Below are 16,839 nucleotides of genomic sequence, written 5' to 3' on the forward strand. Positions count from 1 at the left end.
GCGGGTGCCAAGGTGGCTGCCGAGCCCCGCGCGTCCGCGTCGCGGGTTGCGGAGACGGACGGGCACGCCTCGGCGGGCCCGGGAGGAGAGCGGCATGACGGAGGTCGGTGTCCGGGGACGACCGGACGGGCCGGGTCCCGGGTCCGGTCGGGTGGTCGTCCTCGGAGCGACCGGTTTCGTCGGCGGGCACGTGGGAGCGGCGCTGGAGGCGGCCGGGTACGAGATCCTCGCCGTCGCGCGCCGCCCGCTCAAGACCCCGGCGTCCTGGCGGTTCCGGCCGATGGACCTGGCGCACGGCGACCCGGAGGCGCTGACCCGGCTGATCGGGACGGAACGGCCCGTGGCGATCGTGAACGCCGCCGGTGAGGTGTGGTCCCCCGATGCCGAGGGGATGCGCCGCAACAACGAGTTGCTCGTCGACCGGCTGCTCGCGGCGCTCGCCGCCTCCGGGGTGCGGCCGCGGCTGATCCAGCTCGGGTCGGTGCACGAGTACGCGCCGCAGCCGCACGGGGTGTGGCTGACGGAGTCGTCGCCGGAGGAGCCGGTCTCCGACTACGGGCGGACCAAGCTGATGGGCAGCCGGGCGGTTCTGCGGGCCGTGCGGGCCGGGGACGCGGACGCGGTGGTGCTGCGGCTGTCGAACGTCATCGGCGCCGGCACTCCCAGGGCGAGCCTGCTCGGTCAGGTGGCCGCGCAGTTGCTGGCCGGCGGCGAGGACGGGGCGCCGGCGCAGGTACGGGTCTCGCCCCTGCGCAGCAGCCGTGACTTCGTCGACGCGCTGGACGTCTCGCGCGCCGTGGTCGCGGCGCTGCGGGCGCCCGACGCCTCGGGCCGGGTGCTGAACATCGCCAGCGGCACCTCGCAGCACGTCCGGGACATGGTCGATCTGCTGCTCAAGATCAGCGGCCGGCGGGCCACGCTGGTGGAGCGGGGCACGGCGGAGCTGCGTCCGGCCGCGGACAACGACTGGACGGGGGTGGACGTCTCGGCCGCGCGCGCGGTGCTCGGCTGGGAGCCGCGGCGCACCCCCCGGGACATGGTGGAGGACCTGTGGCGGGCCGCGGCGCGGCAGGAGTGACCGCCCCGGCGCCCGGGGCACCGGGGCGTGCCGTCGCGCCGTCGGCATGGGGGCGTGCCGTCGCGCCGTCGGCGTCGGGGCACGGACGAGGACGTCCGCCCGGCGCGGGCGCGGGGTGCCGGCGGGGGGCGCGGCTCAGCCGGGGAGCAGGTCGAGGTCCGCGGTGCTGACCCTGTCGGTCAGGACGTGCTGGCGCAGTTGCTGGAGTCCGGGCGAGGGGTCGAGACCGAGCTCGTCCCGCAGCACCGCGCGCAGCCGCTGGTAGACCTCCAGTGCCTCGCTGCGCCGGCCGCACCGCTGGAGGGCGATGATGAGGGAGCCCTGGAACCACTCGTGCAGCGGGTACGCGCACGCCAGTTCCTTCAGGTCGCCCACGAGTTCACGATGCCGGCCCAGCTGCAGGCCGGCGGTGACGCGCAGTTCCTGCGCCTGGAGGTGCAGCTCCCCCATCCGCAGGGCGTATCCGCGCAGCAGGGGGCCGTGGGCCACGTCCGCGAAGGGCGGCCCGTCGCACAGCTCCAGCGCCCGGCCGGTCAGGGTCTCGGCGGTGGCGGGGTCGCCGCAGGCCAGCGCGGTGCGCGCCGCGCCGGTCAGTGAGGTGAACTCCTCCGCGTCGCACGCGCCGGGGCCCACCCGCAGCAGGTAGCCGTGCGCGTGGGTGGCCAGCGGCCCGCCGTCGGGACCGTCCGGTTCCCGCTCCTCGTGCAGCGCCTTGCGCAGCTGGTAGGCGTACGTCTGCACGGTCGTGACCGCGCTGCGGGGGGCCTGGCCGGACCACAGTTCCTCGGTGATGGCGGTCAGGGGTACGACGGTGTTGCGGCGGGCCAGCAGGAGGGCCAGGACCTGGCGCACCTTCGGCGCCGTGGGAGTGACGTCCCGGCCGTCGCGGGTGGCCCGCAGCGGGCCCAGGGTTCGCCACCTCAGCACGGCACCGCTCCGGAGGACGGCTCGGGCAGGGCGGCGCGGCGGGCGGCCTCCCTCCACACGTCGGGGTTGTCCCGGTACCAGGCGACGGTCTCGGCGAGGCCCTCGGTGAAGTCCTTGCGCGGCGTGTAGCCGAGTTCGGTGTGCGCCTTGCCCCAGTCGACGGAGTAGCGCCGGTCGTGTCCCTTGCGGTCGGTGACGTACTCGACGCTGTCCCAGTCCGCGCCGCAGGCCCGCAGCAGCAGTTCGGTGAGCCGGCGGTTGTCCAGTTCCGTGCCGCCGCCGATGTTGTAGATCTCGCCGGCCCGGCCGCGGGTGCGGACGAGTTCGACGCCCCGGACGTGGTCGTCGACGTGCAGCCAGTCGCGCACGTTGAGTCCGTCGCCGTACAGCGGCACCTTCGCGCCGGTGAGCAGGCGGGTCACGAACAGCGGGATGATCTTCTCGGGGAACTGGTGGGGCCCGTAGTTGTTGGAGCAGCGGGTGACCCGCACGTCGAGTCCGTGCGAGCGGTGGTAGGACAGGGCCACCAGGTCCGAGGCCGCCTTGGACGCGGCGTACGGGGAGTTGGGGTGGAGCGGGTGCTCCTCGGAGGTGGAGCCTTCGGGGATCGAGCCGTAGACCTCATCGGTGGAGATGTGCACGAACCGGTCGACGCCGTGGCGCAGGGCGGCGTCCAGCAGGACCTGGGTGCCCAGCACGTTGGTGCGCACGAACTCGGTGGCGCTGGACAGGGAGCGGTCCACGTGGGATTCGGCGGCGAAGTGCACCACCTGGTCGTGTTCGGCCATCAGCGCGTCGACCACGGTGGGTTCGCAGATGTCGCCGACGCACAGGCGGTAGCGGGGCGAGTCCTGGACGGGGTCGAGGTTGGCCGGGTTGGCGGCGTAGGTGAAGGCGTCGAGCACGGTGACGGTGACGTCGTCGGGGCCGTCGGGGCCGAGCAGGGTGCGGACGTAGTGGGAGCCGATGAAGCCGGCACCGCCGGTCACCAGGATGCGCGTCTGACTCATGTGGATGCGGCGCGTCAGCGGGCGGTGCCGAGCGTGCGCCGTCCTCCTTCCTCTTCGGTGGTGCGTGGGGGCGGCCCGGTGGGCGCGAGGCCGACGTGCCTCAGTTGCCCGTGGCCAGGTCGGCCAGCTCCGGCACGACGTCGTAGGGGCTGGGCATGGCGGCGGACTCGTCGCGCAACCGGCGGGCGGCGGCGGCGTGAGAGGGGTCGTCCAGGAGCCGTCGGGCGAGGTCGGCGACCCGGTCGGGGTCGCTCTCGGAGTGGTGCAGGAAGAATCCGGCGCCGGCCTCCTCCAGGGACCGGCCGCGCAGTTCCTGGTCGGCGACGAGGGTGGACAGCGCCAGCTGCGGCACGGCGTTCACCAGGGCGGTGGAGAAGGTGCCCCAGCCGCCGTGGTGGACGACGGCGGCGCAGCCCGGCAGCAGCGTGTTGAGGGCGACGCCGCTGACGGCCCTTACGTTGGGGGGCAGTTCGCCCAGGCGCCGGGTCTGCTCGGGCAGCAGCGCGGCGACGATCTCCGCGTCGAGCCGGGACAGGGAGCGCAGGATGTCCTCGACGGCCACGTAGTCGCCGCCGTACGCCTCGGTGTTGGTGCGTCCCAGGGTGACGCAGATCCGGGGCCGCTTGGGCTCCTCGCGCAGCCAGTCCTCCTGCACGGCACGGCCGTTGTAGGGGACGTACCGCATGGAGACGGTGCGCAGGTCGGTCGCCGGGCGCAGGCTCGGAGGCAGGGTGTCGAGCGTGAACTGCCCGTTGAGGAGCTCCTCGTCGCAGCGCACGCCGTACGGGCGGCCCCGCTCGTCGATCCAGTCGGCGAGGGGGTCCACGCGCTGTTCCTCGGGCATGTCCCGGGCGAGTTCGACGAAGGTGGCGCGGGCCCGGCCGTAGACGTCGGCGCACCACAGCAGACGGGCGTGGGCGGCACCGCAGGCCCGGGCGGCGATGCCGCCCGCGTAGGCGATGGGGTCCCGTACGACGAGGTCGGGCCGCCAGTCGCGGGCCAGGGCGACGAGGTCGTCGAGGATCGGGTCGTTGTAGCGGGCGAACCCGTAGGGGACGCTGATGCTGTAGCGCTGGACCAGGCCGGCGTGGTCGACGTCGCCGTAGCCGAGGTGGCTCCAGTTGGCGACGTCGGCGTCCTGGGAGTCGCGGGCGACGGCCATGTCGCGGTGCAGGTCGTGGTCGTCGCCCACCGGCGCGGCGACCAGACCGGCGCCGGTGATGGCCTCGGTCAGCGACGGGGCGTTGGCCATCAGCACCTCGTGCCCGGCGGCCGTCAGGGCCCAGGCCAGCGGCACCATCGTGTAGACGTGCGACTTCTCCGGCAAGCCGGCGAACAGGACGCGCATTCGTTTCTCTCCTCGTCGGTGGCCGCGCGGGCGGTGCGCGACGGACCTCAGTCCGTCGGCTCCCGGTCCTCACGTACGGATATGGCGCTCAGCGGGCACGACTCGGCCGCCTCGCGCACCGCGGCGTGCTGGTCGCCTCCGGGCCGGTCGACGAGCAGTACGGCGAGTCCGTCCTCGTCGCGCTGGTCGAAGACGGCGGGTGCGACGAGCGCGCACTGGCCGGCGCCGATGCACCGGTCGTGATCGATGGTGATGTCCATGGCCGCCCCCTTGTTCGCCGGTCGGCCCGGTCACGTGTGCCGGGTCGAGCCCATCTTGGGGGCGTCCCGGGGCGAAGGGGCGCGTGGAGCGGCGCTGTCTGGGGTTTCCTCCAGTGATTGATGCGGAGCGCCTGGCTCCGGGGGCGGAGGTGACCGGCCGGTACTCGGAAAATCCCTAGAGTGCGGCGGCGCCGCTGGCCGGGCACGCCGCGGCCGTGCTGGAGTGGCCGGCAGCAACGGCGGCCCGCGGGAACGCAGTTGGCGCCGACCACCAGTGCCTGGTGCAGCGCGCTCCCGGACCGGCCGTCGTGGTGCCCGTGTCCGGTACGCCGCGGGACGGCCGCGGACGCGACGCGGGACGCGGGCGACCGTACGAACACTGTCGTGAAAGGGGAATCCGGGTGGCGCAGCAAGGCACTTCGGACGTGCTCGACCCCACGCCCGCGGCGGCCCCCCGGCCCGGCCGCGCGCCGACCGTCGAACCGGACGGCGGCGCCACCCTGCTGGCGTGGGCGGCGCGGATGCGCGAGGAGCAGCGGGCCTGGCGGGACGACTCCGGGCGCGTGCACGTCTTCCGGCACGCCGACGTGCAGCAGGTGCTGTCCGATCCCGCCACCTTCTCCTCGGACACGGTGGGCCGCCTGTCGGGCGGCGAGAAGAAGGCACCGCGCGGCACGCTCCTGCTGCTGGACCCGCCGCTGCACGGGAAGATGCGCCGGCTGGTGAGCAAGGCGTTCACGCCCGGTCTGATCGCCGGTCTGGAGCCGTGGATCACGGAGCTGACCGGCGAGTTGCTGGACGCCGTCACCGGGGACCGCTTCGACCTGGTGGACGCGCTGGCCAACCCGCTGCCGGTGACGGTCATCGCCCGCATGCTGGGCGTGCCGACGCAGGACCGGGAACTGTTCCAGGGCTGGGCCGACCAGTTGCTGTCCACCGATCCGGAGGACCCCGAGAGCGTGCGCCGCATGGAGGAGACCGCGGTGACCATCACCGCCTACCTCCAGGGCTTCATCGAGGCCCGGCGCGAGGAACCCCGAGCGGACCTGCTGGGCACCCTGGTCGGCGCCGAGGTCGACGGCGAGCGCCTCGAGGACGAGGACATCGCCAGCTTCGCCACCCTCCTGCTGCTCGCCGGGCACATCACCACGTCGGTACTGGTCGGCAACGCGCTGATCTGCCTGGACTCCGACCCGGACCTGCTGGCGAAGGTGCGCGCGGACCGTTCGCTGATCCCCGCCGTCATCGAGGAGACGCTGCGGCTGCGGCCGCCGTTCACCCGGATCGAGCGGGTCACCACGACCGCCACGACCGTCGCGGGCCTGGAGGTGGGCCCCGACACGCTGGTGCACCTGTGGCTGCTGGCCGCCAACCGCGACGAGCGGGTCTTCGAGGCCCCGGACACGTTCCGCCCGGAGCGCGCCAACGCCCGGCAGGCGGCCTTCGGCCACGGCATCCACTACTGCATCGGGGCCCCGCTGGCCCGGCTGGAGGGCCGGATCGCCCTGGAGGCCCTGCTGGACCGCTTCACCGGCATCCGCGTCGACCCCACGGTCCGGCTCTCGTGGCACGGCACCAACGTCTTCGGCGCCCGGCACCTGCCGCTGTGCGTGGAACGCGCCTGACGTCCCCCGCACCACCCGCCCTGCCCGCACGCCATCCTCGCCCTGCGACGGAGTGATCCCATGAAGACCCGCCCCGATCCCCCGGTCATCCCTTCCGAGCGCGGCACGTGCCCCTTCGACCCGCCCGCCGCCTACGCCCGGCTGCGCGCCGAGGAGCCGGTCAGCCCGATCACCTTCCAGGTGGCGCCGAAGGACCCCTCCGGCTGGCTGGTGACCCGGCACGACCTGGTCCGCCAGATCCTCGCCGACGACCGCTTCAGCCACCGCAACGAACTGCTCGCGCACGTCGTGGCCCCGCCGTTCCCGATGACCGAGTACGCGCCCCAGCCCTCGCCGCCCGGCTCCTTCGCCAAGACCGACGCGCCCGAGCACACCAAGTACCGGCGGCTGCTGGCGGGCCACTTCACGCTGCGCAACGTCCAGCGGCACGAGCCCCACCTGGCGCGCATCGTCGACGACGCCCTGGAGGAGATGGCGGCCGAGGGCTCGCCGGCCGATCTGGTGACCGCCTTCGCCGAGAAGGTCGGCCTGCGCTCGACGTGCTCGCTGATGGACGTCGAGCCGGAGCTGATGGACGGCATCCAGGAGCACTTCTCGGTACTGATGGCGCTCACCTACACGCTGGAGGAGTTCATCCACCACGTGGAGGCGATGGACGCCCTCATCCGCCCCATGATCCGCGCGCGCATGGCCGAGCGCGGGGACGACTTCTTCGGCAGGCTGGCGGCGACCGGTGAACTGACCGAGGAGGAGCTGGTCAACATGGCCGTGCTCACCCTGGCCGGTTCGCTGGACACCACGCCGAACATGCTGTCGCTGAGCACCTTCGCCCTGCTGGAGCACCCCGACCAGCTGGCCCTGCTGCGGGAGCGGCCCGAGCTGTACGCGCAGGGGGCGGTGGACGAGCTGCTGCGCTACCTCACCATCTCGCAGATGGGCTCCAGCCGGTGCGCGCTGGAGGACGTGGAGATCGGCGGCACCACGATCAGGGCGGGCCAGACGGTGGTGCTGTCGCTGCCGGCGGCCAACCGCGACCCCGAGGTCTTCGACGACCCGGACCGGCTCGACGTCACCCGGGTGCCGCGCAAGCACCTGGCACTCGGCTTCGGCGCGCACCAGTGCCTGGGCCAGCACGTGGCCCGCGCCAGCCTGCGGATCGGGCTGCGCGCGCTGTTCGAGCGGTTCCCGACCCTGCGGCTGGCGGAGCCGGCCGAAAAGGTGCCGCTGCGGGACCGCGCCGTGCACTACGGCGTGGACCGGCTGCTGGTGGCCTGGGACTGAGGCGGCCGTGGCCAGAAGGAAGACGCCGCCGTTCCGGACGGTGGTCGACAGCCGGGTGGAGAGCGTGCACACGGTGCGGGCCGGTGCGGCCGACGGCGACCGGGTCCGGCTCACCCCCTACGACCTGCTGACCGGTCCCTGGTACACGCCGCTGACGTTCTTCTACCGCAAGACGCTCGACGGCGCGGCGCTGCGCGACTCACTGGCCCGCACGCTGCTGCGGTACCCGCTGCTGGCGGGGCGGCTGCTGCGGGACGCCGACGGCGGACTGAGCGTGCTCTGCAACGACGCGGGCGTGCGCTTCACCGAGGCGTCCAGTCCCGAGCCGATGCGCGAGTACGGTCATCTGCTGCGCGCGCAGCCGGTCATCGGGGACGTGCTGCGCGAGGTGAGTCCCTTCGGTGTGGTCGACAGGGACACTCCCCTGCTGAAGATCCGGCTCACGCAGATGCGCGGTGGCGGGTCGGTGCTCGGCGTCCTCGTCAACCACAGCCTGGCGGACGGCGGCAGCACCCTCGCCTTCCTGGAGAGCTGGTCGCGTGAGCACCTCGGGCTGCCCTGGGAGCCCCCCAGCCACGACCGAGGGGCGCTGGAGGCGCTCGGCCGGCTGTCGGACCGTCCGGAGACGCGGGACAACCGGGCGTTCGCCGGGATGGGCCGGACACGGCGTCTGCTGAGCACCCTGCGCCCGGGGCTGCGCAAACGCGCCACCGTCACCACGCGGTTCGAGGCGGCCGAGCTGGCCGCGATGAAGAGCGAGGCGCTGGGTGCCCTGACGGACCCGGGCGCGTGGGTGTCCACCAACGACGTGCTGACGGCCCATCTGTGGCGCGTGCTGGGCGAGTTGCGCGGGCACCCGGACGAATCGGTGGAGTGGCTGGGCCTCGTCGTCGGCGCGCAGTCCGTGCTGGGCGGCGCCCTGCCGTCGTCGTACTGGGGGAACTGCGTCACCAAGAGCTGGACGTCGCTGCGGGCCGGAGACCTGCGCGGCCGGTCCCTGGGCGCGGTGGCGGCCGACGTGCGGCGGTGCCTGGGGAGCAACACGGAGGACAAGCTCCGCGACGAGATCGCCTTCCTCGGCTCCTACCGCCGGCGCGGCGTCTCCCGGCACGTGATGTCGGTACACGCCCTCGACGTGTCCGAGACGTCCCTGTCCGTCAACAACTGGTCACGTTTCCCGTTGTACCGGATCGACCTCGGCGCGGGGCAGCCGTTCTGGTACGAGTTCCCGGACCTGCCGGTCCCCACCGTGCACGTCACCCCGACGCCGCAGGAGGACGGGGGCCGGGACGTGTACCTGTGCCTGTCCGAGGAGCACGCGGACCTGGCCCGCTCCCCGCGCTGGCAGGAGCGGCTGCACCCGCGCGCGGTCTCCGGCCGCGCGGGGTGAGGTCGCGTGCGCGGTACGGTGAACGGCCGTGGGCGAGTGCGGCGGGTGCGGCGGGTGGCCAGGCGGCACACCCCTGCGCCCGGGGAACGGTGGGGACGGACCGCGCCGGGCGGAAGGGGCAGTCGGCGACGACGGCCGTGCTGGTCTGAGCCAAGATGGCGACCAGCGCAGGGGCCGTCCGGCCGGACCGCCGGGCGCGCGCCGGCAACCGCCGGCCATGGCGGCCCCGGTGCGTGGGATGCCTTGCGACGCCGGGAGCACCGGGAGAGAGGGACACGGTCATGATCGCTGCCTCGGAGGGCCACGATTCCCCGGAGCCCCCGCCACTCGTGGAGCGGGAACGCGAGCTCGCCCTGTTCGGTGAGCTGGTGCGGCGCGCCGCGGCGGGACGCTCCGGCCTCGTCGTCCTGGAGGGCCCGGTCGGTATCGGGAAGACGGCCCTGCTGCGGGCCCTGGTCGCCGAAGCGCGCGGCCTGGGCCTGCGCGTCGTTCACGCGGAGACCGCCGACGGGCACCGGATGCCGCTCAGTACCGCGCACGCCCTGCTGTCCGGCCTGCCGGACAGCGCCGGGTCCGGGCAGTCCGTGGCGTACGGGCTCGCGGACCGGCGGCCACCCGCGCTGCTGTGCTGCGACAACGACGTCGGGGACGTCTCGTTCGGTGTGCTGACGCGGCTGCACGACGTCATCCGGCGTGCCGCCGCCCGGACTCCGCTGCTGATCGCGGTGGACGACGCGCACGAGGCCGACCCCGCCTCCCTGCGCCTGCTGGCGCACACCGCGCGGCGGCTGACGGGCCTGCCGGTCCTGCTGGCGCTCGTGGGCCGCAGCGGTTCCGACGCGCCGGCCCTCGCCGAGATCACCACGCTCGCGTCCTGCCGGGTGCTGCGGCCCCGCCCGCTCACCGGGGCGGGCATCGGCCTGCTGGCCCGCCGCCTCACCGGAGCCGAGACCGACGCGGCGTTCCAGCAGGCGTGTCTGGCCGCCACCCACGGCAACCCGCTGCTGGCGACCCGGCTCATCCGGACGCTCGACGCGGAGGACCTGCCGCTGACGGGCGCCGAACTCAGCGCGGTGAGCGAGCAGGACATGCAGGCCTTCGGGGCGCGGGTGGTGCGTCTGCTGCACCGGCAGGCGCCGGCCACGGTGAACGCGGCCCGTGCCATGGCGGTGCTGGGGGACGGGGCCGCCCACGAACTGTGCGCACGTCTGGCCCTGGTGGACGCCGCGTCCTTCGACCGGTCCCTGCTGGTGCTGGGCTCCCTGGGGCTGGTGAACGGCGGTCACGCCGCGGGCACCTGGGCCTTCACGCACGCGCTGGTGCGCCGCGCCGTGCTCGACGACCTGCCGGACGACGAGCGCGCCGCCGCGCACGGCCGGGCGGCCCGGCTGCTGCACGACATCGGCGCGGGAGCGGCGGACGTCGCCGACCACCTGTGCCGGTCCCCCGCCACAGCGATCCAGCCGTGGGCCACGACGGTCCTGCGGGAGGCGGCCCGCGAGGCGATGCTGCACGCCTCGCCGGGCATGGCGGTCATGTTCCTGCGGTCCTGCGTTCCGGACGGTGCCGCGGACGACTGCGACCCCGGGCTGCTGATCGAACTGGGCACGGCCGAGGCGCGGCTGGACCCGGAGGCCAGTGTCCGGCACCTGACGGCGGCCCTCGACCGGACGACCTCCGCGGACCTGCGGTTCAAGGCCGTCAGCACCCTCGCCGACGCGCTGACCCGCCAGGGCCGGATGGACCGTGCCTTCGATCTGCTCGACCGGTACCGCTCGGACCCGGCCCTGCTGCCCCTGGGGACGCAGAGCGTCCACCTGCTGGAGGCACAGCTGCTGATGGCCGCCACGGTCGACCGGGCCGCCTACCGGCGGCTGCTCGACACGGTGCCCATGGACCTCGCCCTGCCGGGCGACACCGCCCCGGAGCGGGCGCTGCTCGCCGCCCGGGCCGTCATCTCGGTGGCCCGTATGGACCGGGTGGCGGAATCGGTGGCGGCGGCACTCAGGATCACCGGGCGGAGCGGCCCGACCGAGAACTCCCCCGCCTTCCTCACGATCGCCGCGTCGGTGCTGCTGTACGCCGACCTGCCGTACGAGGCGCAGGACGTCTACCGCCAGCTGATCGACGGCACCGACCCGCTGCTCGACCAGATCCACCCCAACCTGTTCGCGCTGAGCGCCGAGGCGCAGGAACGGCTCGGCGACCTCGACAGTGCGCTGCGGCACACCGCCGAGGCGCTGCGCGGCACCACCGTGGCCCGTGCCAACGCGCACGACGCGCTCCCGCTGTCCGTGCGGCTGCACACGCTCCTGGACCGCGGCCAGTTGGCGGAGGCCGAGGAGCTGTGCGGGCGTGTGCCCGATCCGGCCGGGAGCGAGGCGTGGCAGTGGAACGAGTTGCTGTGCGCCCGCGGCCGGCTCCGGCTGGCGCAGGAGGACGCCGAGCGCGCGCTGGCCGACCTGCGGGAGTGCGGACGCCGGCAGGAGGCCTGGCAGCGCACCAACCCGGCCGTCTCGCCCTGGTGGTACTGGGCCGGCCGGGCGCATCTGGCCCTGGGTGACCAGCGCGCGGCCCGCGCCTTGGCCGAGGAGGCCGTCGCCGGGGCTCGGTCGGCGCGGCTGCGTCTCGCCCTGGGCACCGGGCTGGAGTTGTGGGCTGCGACGGCCGCCGCCGACGAACGGGTGAGGCTGCTGGAGGAGGCGGAGGACGCGCTCGGCGGGACGAGGGCGGCTCTGCTGACGGCACGGGTGAAGGTCGCCCGGGGCCGCGCGCTGCACGAGCTCGGGTACCGCAAGGCGGCCCGGGAGGTGCTGCGGCAGGGGTGGGAGGAGGCGTACGCGCTCGGCGCCCGCCCGCTGCACGAGATCGCCCACCGGGCGCTGCTGGCCACGGGTGCCCGTCCGCGCCGGCCCGTCTCCCGGGGGCTGGCGGCCCTCACCCGCAGTGAGGCCCAGGTGGCCCGTCTGGCGGCGGACGGGCGTTCCAACGCGTGGATCGCGGAGACCCTGTTCGTCACCCAGCGGACCGTGGAGGTCCATCTGACGTCCGTGTACCGCAAGCTCGATCTGTCCGGCCGGCGGGAGTTGCGCGACGCCATGGAGTCGGCGGACGTCCACGGCGGGGACCGCCGGATGTGATCGCATGAGCCGTCCGCCGGGGTGGACCGCACGGCACCCCGGTGGACGCCGTGCCGGCGGCCGTACCGCGCCGCCGCGTTTCTGTCGTGTTGCTGTCAATTCCGGGCGGGCCCTCCCGCCGGACGGAATCATGTAGTAAAGGTGGCGGGTAACCCGTCCGTCCCACCGGCCGACAGCGCCGCTTTTCCTGCCCTGCCGCAATGTGCGTTCCGACACTTTTCCATCCGCCCCGACCCGGTCTTCCGCTTCCCTTCGGCGCTTTCTCGCCCGCGAATGACCGGCATCGCTTCGCGGGCGTCCGGCACGGTGAAGTCACAGGTCGGCACGGTCCCTCGGTGGCGGTCGGGCAGTCCATGCCTCCTCGCCCCCTGACGGAAACCGTTTTCTCGGAGCGTTCCGCTTACGCGCCCGTCACGCGTGAGGTGATGGCTGTTCACTTTCCGGCGCCCGCACGGGGGTCCACTGTGGCCCGAGCCCCCTTGCTGCCTCGCGCGTCGTTGTGATCTGCTCCTCCCCAAAGGTTTTGACAGCAGTGATGAACGCTTTTTCGGGGTGGAGCCGCGAGGGCTCCCGTGCGCATGGGCACCGGCTCCCTCGCGGGTGCTGTTCGCGCACTGCCGGCACCCCGCGTCACGCTCACGGAGTCCCGTCCGGCCACGCCCCGGGCGGTGGCCGACGGCCCGTACCATCGAAGGAGGGCCACCGCCTTGTTGCTGGAGCGCGAGTCCGAGCTGGCGCGAACGACGTCGGCACTGCGCCGCGCCGCGGAGGGAGAGGGTTCCCTCCTGGTCGTCCGGGGCCCCCTGGGGGTCGGCCGGTCGACCTTCCTGGAGGCGGTGGCGGCACACGCGCACGGTGGGGGGTTCCTGACGCTGCGGGCCCAGGCGGCCGCCGCGGAGGAGACCTACACCCTCGGCGTCGTACGGCAGCTGATGGACTCCGTCCTGGCAGCCGTGCCGGCCGACGAGCAGGGACGCGGGCTGCGGGAAGCGGCGGTTGCCGCGTGCACCGCGGCGCCGCCCGTCGCCGGTGCCGTCCCGCCGTGGTCCACGGTGGCCTTCCAGCAGGCGCCGCACCGGCTGACCACCCTGCTGGAGTCCATGGCGTCCAGGCAGCCGGTCGTGGTGATGGTGGACGACCTCCAGTGGTCGGACACCGACTCCCTGCTGGCGCTGGCGCCAGCCCTCGCACGGCGAAGACAGCACCGCGTCCTGTTCGTCCTGTCCGTCCTGCCCGGCGACGTCCGCGGCGCCCGGGACCACGTCGGGCAACTGCTGGAGCAGGCGGACCGTACGGTGGAGCTGGCCGCCCTCGGCCGCGACAGCGTGAGCCTGCTGGTGGAGGAGGCCTACGGCACACCGCCCCACGGCGCGTTCGTCGACACGCTGCTCCAACGCAGTGGCGGGAACCCGCTGTTGGTGACGGCCCTGGTGGACGAGGCGCAGTACCAGGGGCTCCAGCCCACCGAGGCCGGCGCCGCGGCGGCGGCCGCGCTCCGTCCCGAACGGGCGCGCCGGCGCCTGGCCGCCTTCCTGCGCTCCCAGCCGGACCACGTCCGGCGCGTCGCCTACGCGCTGACCGTGCTCGACGCCGTGGCGGACCCGCAGCTGATGACCCGTCTGGCCGAGATCGACGAACCCCGGCGGGCGGAGGCCGTCGACGTCCTGCGGCTCGCCGGACTCGTGGCGGAGCGCTCCGGCTCCCTCATCCCCGGAACGCTGCTGTGGGACCTGCTGGAGGAGAGCATGCCGGCGGCCGAGCGCACCGCCATGCGCGGCGTGGCGGCCGAGTTGCTGCACCGGACCGGCCATCCGGCCGAGCTGGCCGCGGAACAGCTCATGTCGGTGATCACCCTGCACGGCCCGCAGGCGGTGGAGATCCTGCGGACCGCCGCCGACAGCGCCGTGAGGCGCGGCTCGCCCCGGGACGCGGCCCGCTACCTGAGGCGCGCGCTGCTGGACACCTCCCCGACGGACCACGACCGCGCCCGGCTGCTCGTCGACCTCGCGACGGCCGAGCGCAGCTTCGCCTCCGCCGCCTCGCTGCGGCACGTCGCGGAGGCCGTACCGCTGCTGGAGTCGGTACGGGAGCGGGCCGACGCCGTGACCCGGCTGGGTCCGCTGCTGATGGACCCCGCCGCGTTCGGCATCGACGCCGTCCGGCGCGCCGTGACGGAGGAACTGGGCCGGTCCGAGCCGGACGACTGGATCGAACGAGAGCTCGCACTGCGCCTGGAGGCCCGCGAGCACGTGCTGTCGGCGCAGGATCCCGCCCATGCGCAGCGGGCCCTGCGGCGGTTCCGGTCACTGGGCCCCTCCCCCGCCCTGCGAACGACCGGGGAACGCGAGCTGGTGACATCCCTCATGCACATCGCGTTCGTCTCCAACTCCGCCTCCGCCGAGGAGCTGACGGCGCTGTGCACCCAGTTGCTGGAGCGTGAGCCCCCCGCCCCCGAGCACGTCCACAGCACCATGCCGCTGGCCATCAACATCCTGGCCGGCGCCGGCCGCACGAAAGGCGCGGCCGGCTGGCTGCGCGAGGCTCACCTGCTCGCCCAGCGCAGGGGCGGGGAGGTGGAGCAGGCCGTCATCCGCGCGGAGCAGGCCCTGGTCGCGCTCGCCGACGGCCGGCTGGCGCACGCCCGGCAGAAGGTGGTCCAGGCCGACGCGCTGGCCGGGCCCGACAGCGGAGGCCTGCCGACCATCTGCGCCGCGGTCCTGGCCATCGTCGCCCTCCACACCGAGGAGCCGCACCTCGCGGAGCAGATCCTCACCCGGCACCGACTGCACGTCGAGAACCAGCACTTGGCCGCCCTGCTGCACCTGGCCCGGGGCACCATCGCGGCCGGGCGCGGCGAGACCCGCACCGCGCTGGTCCACTTCCGGACGGCGGGCCAGCGCGCGGAGCGCATCGGCTGGCACAACCCGGTCACGGTTCCCTGGGCGTCCTGCGCCGCCCTCATGCACCACCGTCTCGGCGAGCACGAGGAGGCGGTGGCCTCCGCACTTCTGGAGGTCGAGCGCTCCCGCGCCTGGGGCGCCCCGGTCAGGCTGGGACGCGCCCTGGTGGCCCTGGGCAGGGTCTCCCCGGGGCGGGAGGGCGTGACGCTGCTGCAGGAGGCCGTCGAGGTGCTGGAGAAGGGCAGCAACACGCACGAACTGTGCCAGGCGCTGTACGCCCTCGGCACCCACCCCGAAACGGACCGCAGACGGCGCGCGTCCGCACTCAAACGGGCGCACGAACTCGCCGTCGACAACGGAGCCGACTCCCTGGCTCGGGCAATCGCGCTGAAGAGGGACGAGCACGCTCCCCGGACTTCCGCCAGAACGGACCTGCTGACTCCGTCCGAGCGCAAAGTGGCGGAGCTGGCGGCGACCGGTCTGAGCAATTCGGCGATTTCAGCCAGGCTGGGCACGAGTTCACGCATGGTGGAAAAGCATCTGACGAACTCGTACCGCAAGCTGGGCATCCCGGGCCGCCCGGATCTTGCCCGAGCCCTCGAGGAACTCGGCGGAACACCGGACTCGTGACGCATACCGGTCCGCCACCCTTCCCCTGCCCGCCGTCCGATCGGGCAGCAAACGGGCATCCACAGGAGGCAAACGGTCACGCGGGCAGGACCGGCGCCTCGGGCGATCCCGCCGACCGGCCGGCCGCGGTCGTCACGGAGACGACGGGAAGGAGCGGGCGGCACGCAACCGTCCAGCGAGGACTTGGCCGGTCAGGCCGGGCAACAGCGGTTCGGGCGGCGCCCCGTGGCCCCTCACGGGCCGCACCACCGAACCACCGAACCACAGTGTTTTGGCGCCACGCAAAGGTTTGCTTGACCGGTCTGTAGGGACATTCCTAGGCTCTCCCGCAGTTGATCAGAGAAAACTCGGCGGGTCAGTGACCGCGACCCGGCCGAGTTCGTACCACCTGTGATCAGATGCGCTCTCAGGTGGTACGGGCATCCCCCACATCTGAACGCAGAAAGACGGTGCGTCGCAGTGACCACGCACGCAGCTAGTGTCTCGCACACCAGGGACAGGATCTCCCCGCCGCATCTTGCGGGCGCCCACAGAAATACCCAGGAGAACCGAGCTCATGCACTGAGTAATCGACGCTTTTACACGGCCCACATAGATCCCGAGATGCACATCGTGGCCGCTGAACCCAATTTCTCGCGCCAGTTCGGCCGCACCTCGGCCGACACCTGCGGCCGCAACCTGTACGAACTGCTCCACCCCTCGGCCCCTACCGTGCTCAACCGTCACTTCGCCCGGCTCGCCGAGGGCCGCTCGCAGCGCTTCGCCGAGCGCATGGTCGGCCTGGGGAACGCCGGCCGGATCTTCTCCGGTGAACTGACCGGCATCGCCGTGCAGAACAGCACCGGGCGCCTGGCCGGAATCGTCGTGCAGGTACGGCCGGACACGGAGGTGGACGGCACGGACGTGAAGGACGTGGTCGGCATCCCTCGCGAGCGGCTGCTCAGCAAGCTCGACGCACAGGTCCTGGAGGGGGTCGCCGCGGGCGCCTCGACCGTGCAGCTCGCCGCCAAGCTCTATCTCAGCAGACAGGGCGTCGAGTACCACGTCGGCCTCATGCTGCGGAAGCTCAAGGCCCCCAACCGGGCCGCGCTGGTGGCTCGCGCCCATTCCATGGGCATGTTGACGGTGGGTCAGTGGCCGCCTCGCGTGCTGCCGGAGTTCATCAAGTAACCACGGGGCGGTCCGGCTCCCGCAGCGAGCGCGGATCGCGACCGACCGAGCCGGGCTCCGGCCCTCACCTCGGGTGAAGC

The 16,839-nt window shown here is 73.6% G+C and carries 11 protein-coding genes; 7 read left to right on the forward strand and 4 right to left on the reverse strand.

The features are described from left to right. Nucleotides 1-94: 94 nt before the first annotated feature. The gene (locus ACIGAN_RS03555; protein WP_365099076.1) at nucleotides 95-1,078 is read left to right on the forward strand and encodes an NAD-dependent epimerase/dehydratase family protein; all 984 of its coding nucleotides are present in this window, start codon (nucleotides 95-97) and stop codon (nucleotides 1,076-1,078) included. Nucleotides 1,079-1,213: 135 nt separating this feature from the next. Here the strand turns inward: ACIGAN_RS03555 and ACIGAN_RS03560 are convergent, their stop codons facing one another. From ACIGAN_RS03560 to ACIGAN_RS03575, 4 genes are all read right to left on the reverse strand, one after another. Then, nucleotides 1,214-2,005: an AfsR/SARP family transcriptional regulator gene (locus ACIGAN_RS03560; RefSeq protein ID WP_399854646.1), complete on the reverse strand. Its 792-nt coding sequence runs from the start codon at nucleotides 2,003-2,005 to the stop codon at nucleotides 1,214-1,216. After that, a complete protein-coding gene (rfbB, locus tag ACIGAN_RS03565; protein ID WP_399854647.1) occupies nucleotides 1,999-3,015 on the reverse strand; it encodes a dTDP-glucose 4,6-dehydratase in 1,017 nt (338 codons plus the stop codon). Before rfbB ends, ACIGAN_RS03560 begins: the two co-directional genes overlap by 7 nt. A 100-nt stretch (nucleotides 3,016-3,115) precedes the next feature. After that, nucleotides 3,116-4,363: an activator-dependent family glycosyltransferase gene (locus ACIGAN_RS03570; protein WP_365743287.1), complete on the reverse strand. Its 1,248-nt coding sequence runs from the start codon at nucleotides 4,361-4,363 to the stop codon at nucleotides 3,116-3,118. Between the two features lie 47 nt (nucleotides 4,364-4,410). Beyond that, nucleotides 4,411-4,623, reverse strand: coding sequence for a ferredoxin (locus ACIGAN_RS03575; RefSeq protein ID WP_365099080.1), 213 nt, complete (start codon nucleotides 4,621-4,623; stop codon nucleotides 4,411-4,413). Nucleotides 4,624-5,024: 401 nt separating this feature from the next. On the opposite strand from ACIGAN_RS03575, the gene ACIGAN_RS03580 reads away from it, so the two are divergent. From ACIGAN_RS03580 to ACIGAN_RS03605, 6 genes are all read left to right on the forward strand, one after another. After that, entirely contained in the window at nucleotides 5,025-6,248 is a 1,224-nt protein-coding gene (locus ACIGAN_RS03580; RefSeq protein WP_399854648.1) for a cytochrome P450, read from the forward strand. Between the two features lie 60 nt (nucleotides 6,249-6,308). Next, nucleotides 6,309-7,529 (forward strand): cytochrome P450, encoded by a 1,221-nt coding sequence (locus ACIGAN_RS03585; RefSeq protein WP_399854649.1) that lies wholly within the window; start codon nucleotides 6,309-6,311, stop codon nucleotides 7,527-7,529. 7 nt (nucleotides 7,530-7,536) lie between these two features. Next, a complete protein-coding gene (locus ACIGAN_RS03590) occupies nucleotides 7,537-8,919 on the forward strand; it encodes an acyltransferase (RefSeq protein ID WP_399854650.1) in 1,383 nt (460 codons plus the stop codon). Between the two features lie 281 nt (nucleotides 8,920-9,200). Further along, on the forward strand, nucleotides 9,201-12,059 hold the full coding sequence (locus tag ACIGAN_RS03595; RefSeq protein ID WP_399854651.1) for an AAA family ATPase: 2,859 nt from the start codon (nucleotides 9,201-9,203) through the stop codon (nucleotides 12,057-12,059). A 707-nt stretch (nucleotides 12,060-12,766) separates the two neighbouring features. Beyond that, nucleotides 12,767-15,589, forward strand: coding sequence for an AAA family ATPase (locus tag ACIGAN_RS03600; protein ID WP_399854652.1), 2,823 nt, complete (start codon nucleotides 12,767-12,769; stop codon nucleotides 15,587-15,589). Nucleotides 15,590-16,192: 603 nt separating this feature from the next. Beyond that, nucleotides 16,193-16,759 carry a LuxR C-terminal-related transcriptional regulator gene (locus ACIGAN_RS03605; RefSeq protein WP_399854653.1) on the forward strand — a complete coding sequence of 189 codons (567 nt, stop codon included), beginning with the start codon at nucleotides 16,193-16,195 and terminating at the stop codon, nucleotides 16,757-16,759. The last annotated feature ends 80 nt before the right edge of the window (nucleotides 16,760-16,839 follow it).

It is taken from the genome of Streptomyces sp. NPDC085931 (assembly GCF_044540565.1).
Lineage (GTDB): Bacteria > Actinomycetota > Actinomycetes > Streptomycetales > Streptomycetaceae > Streptomyces.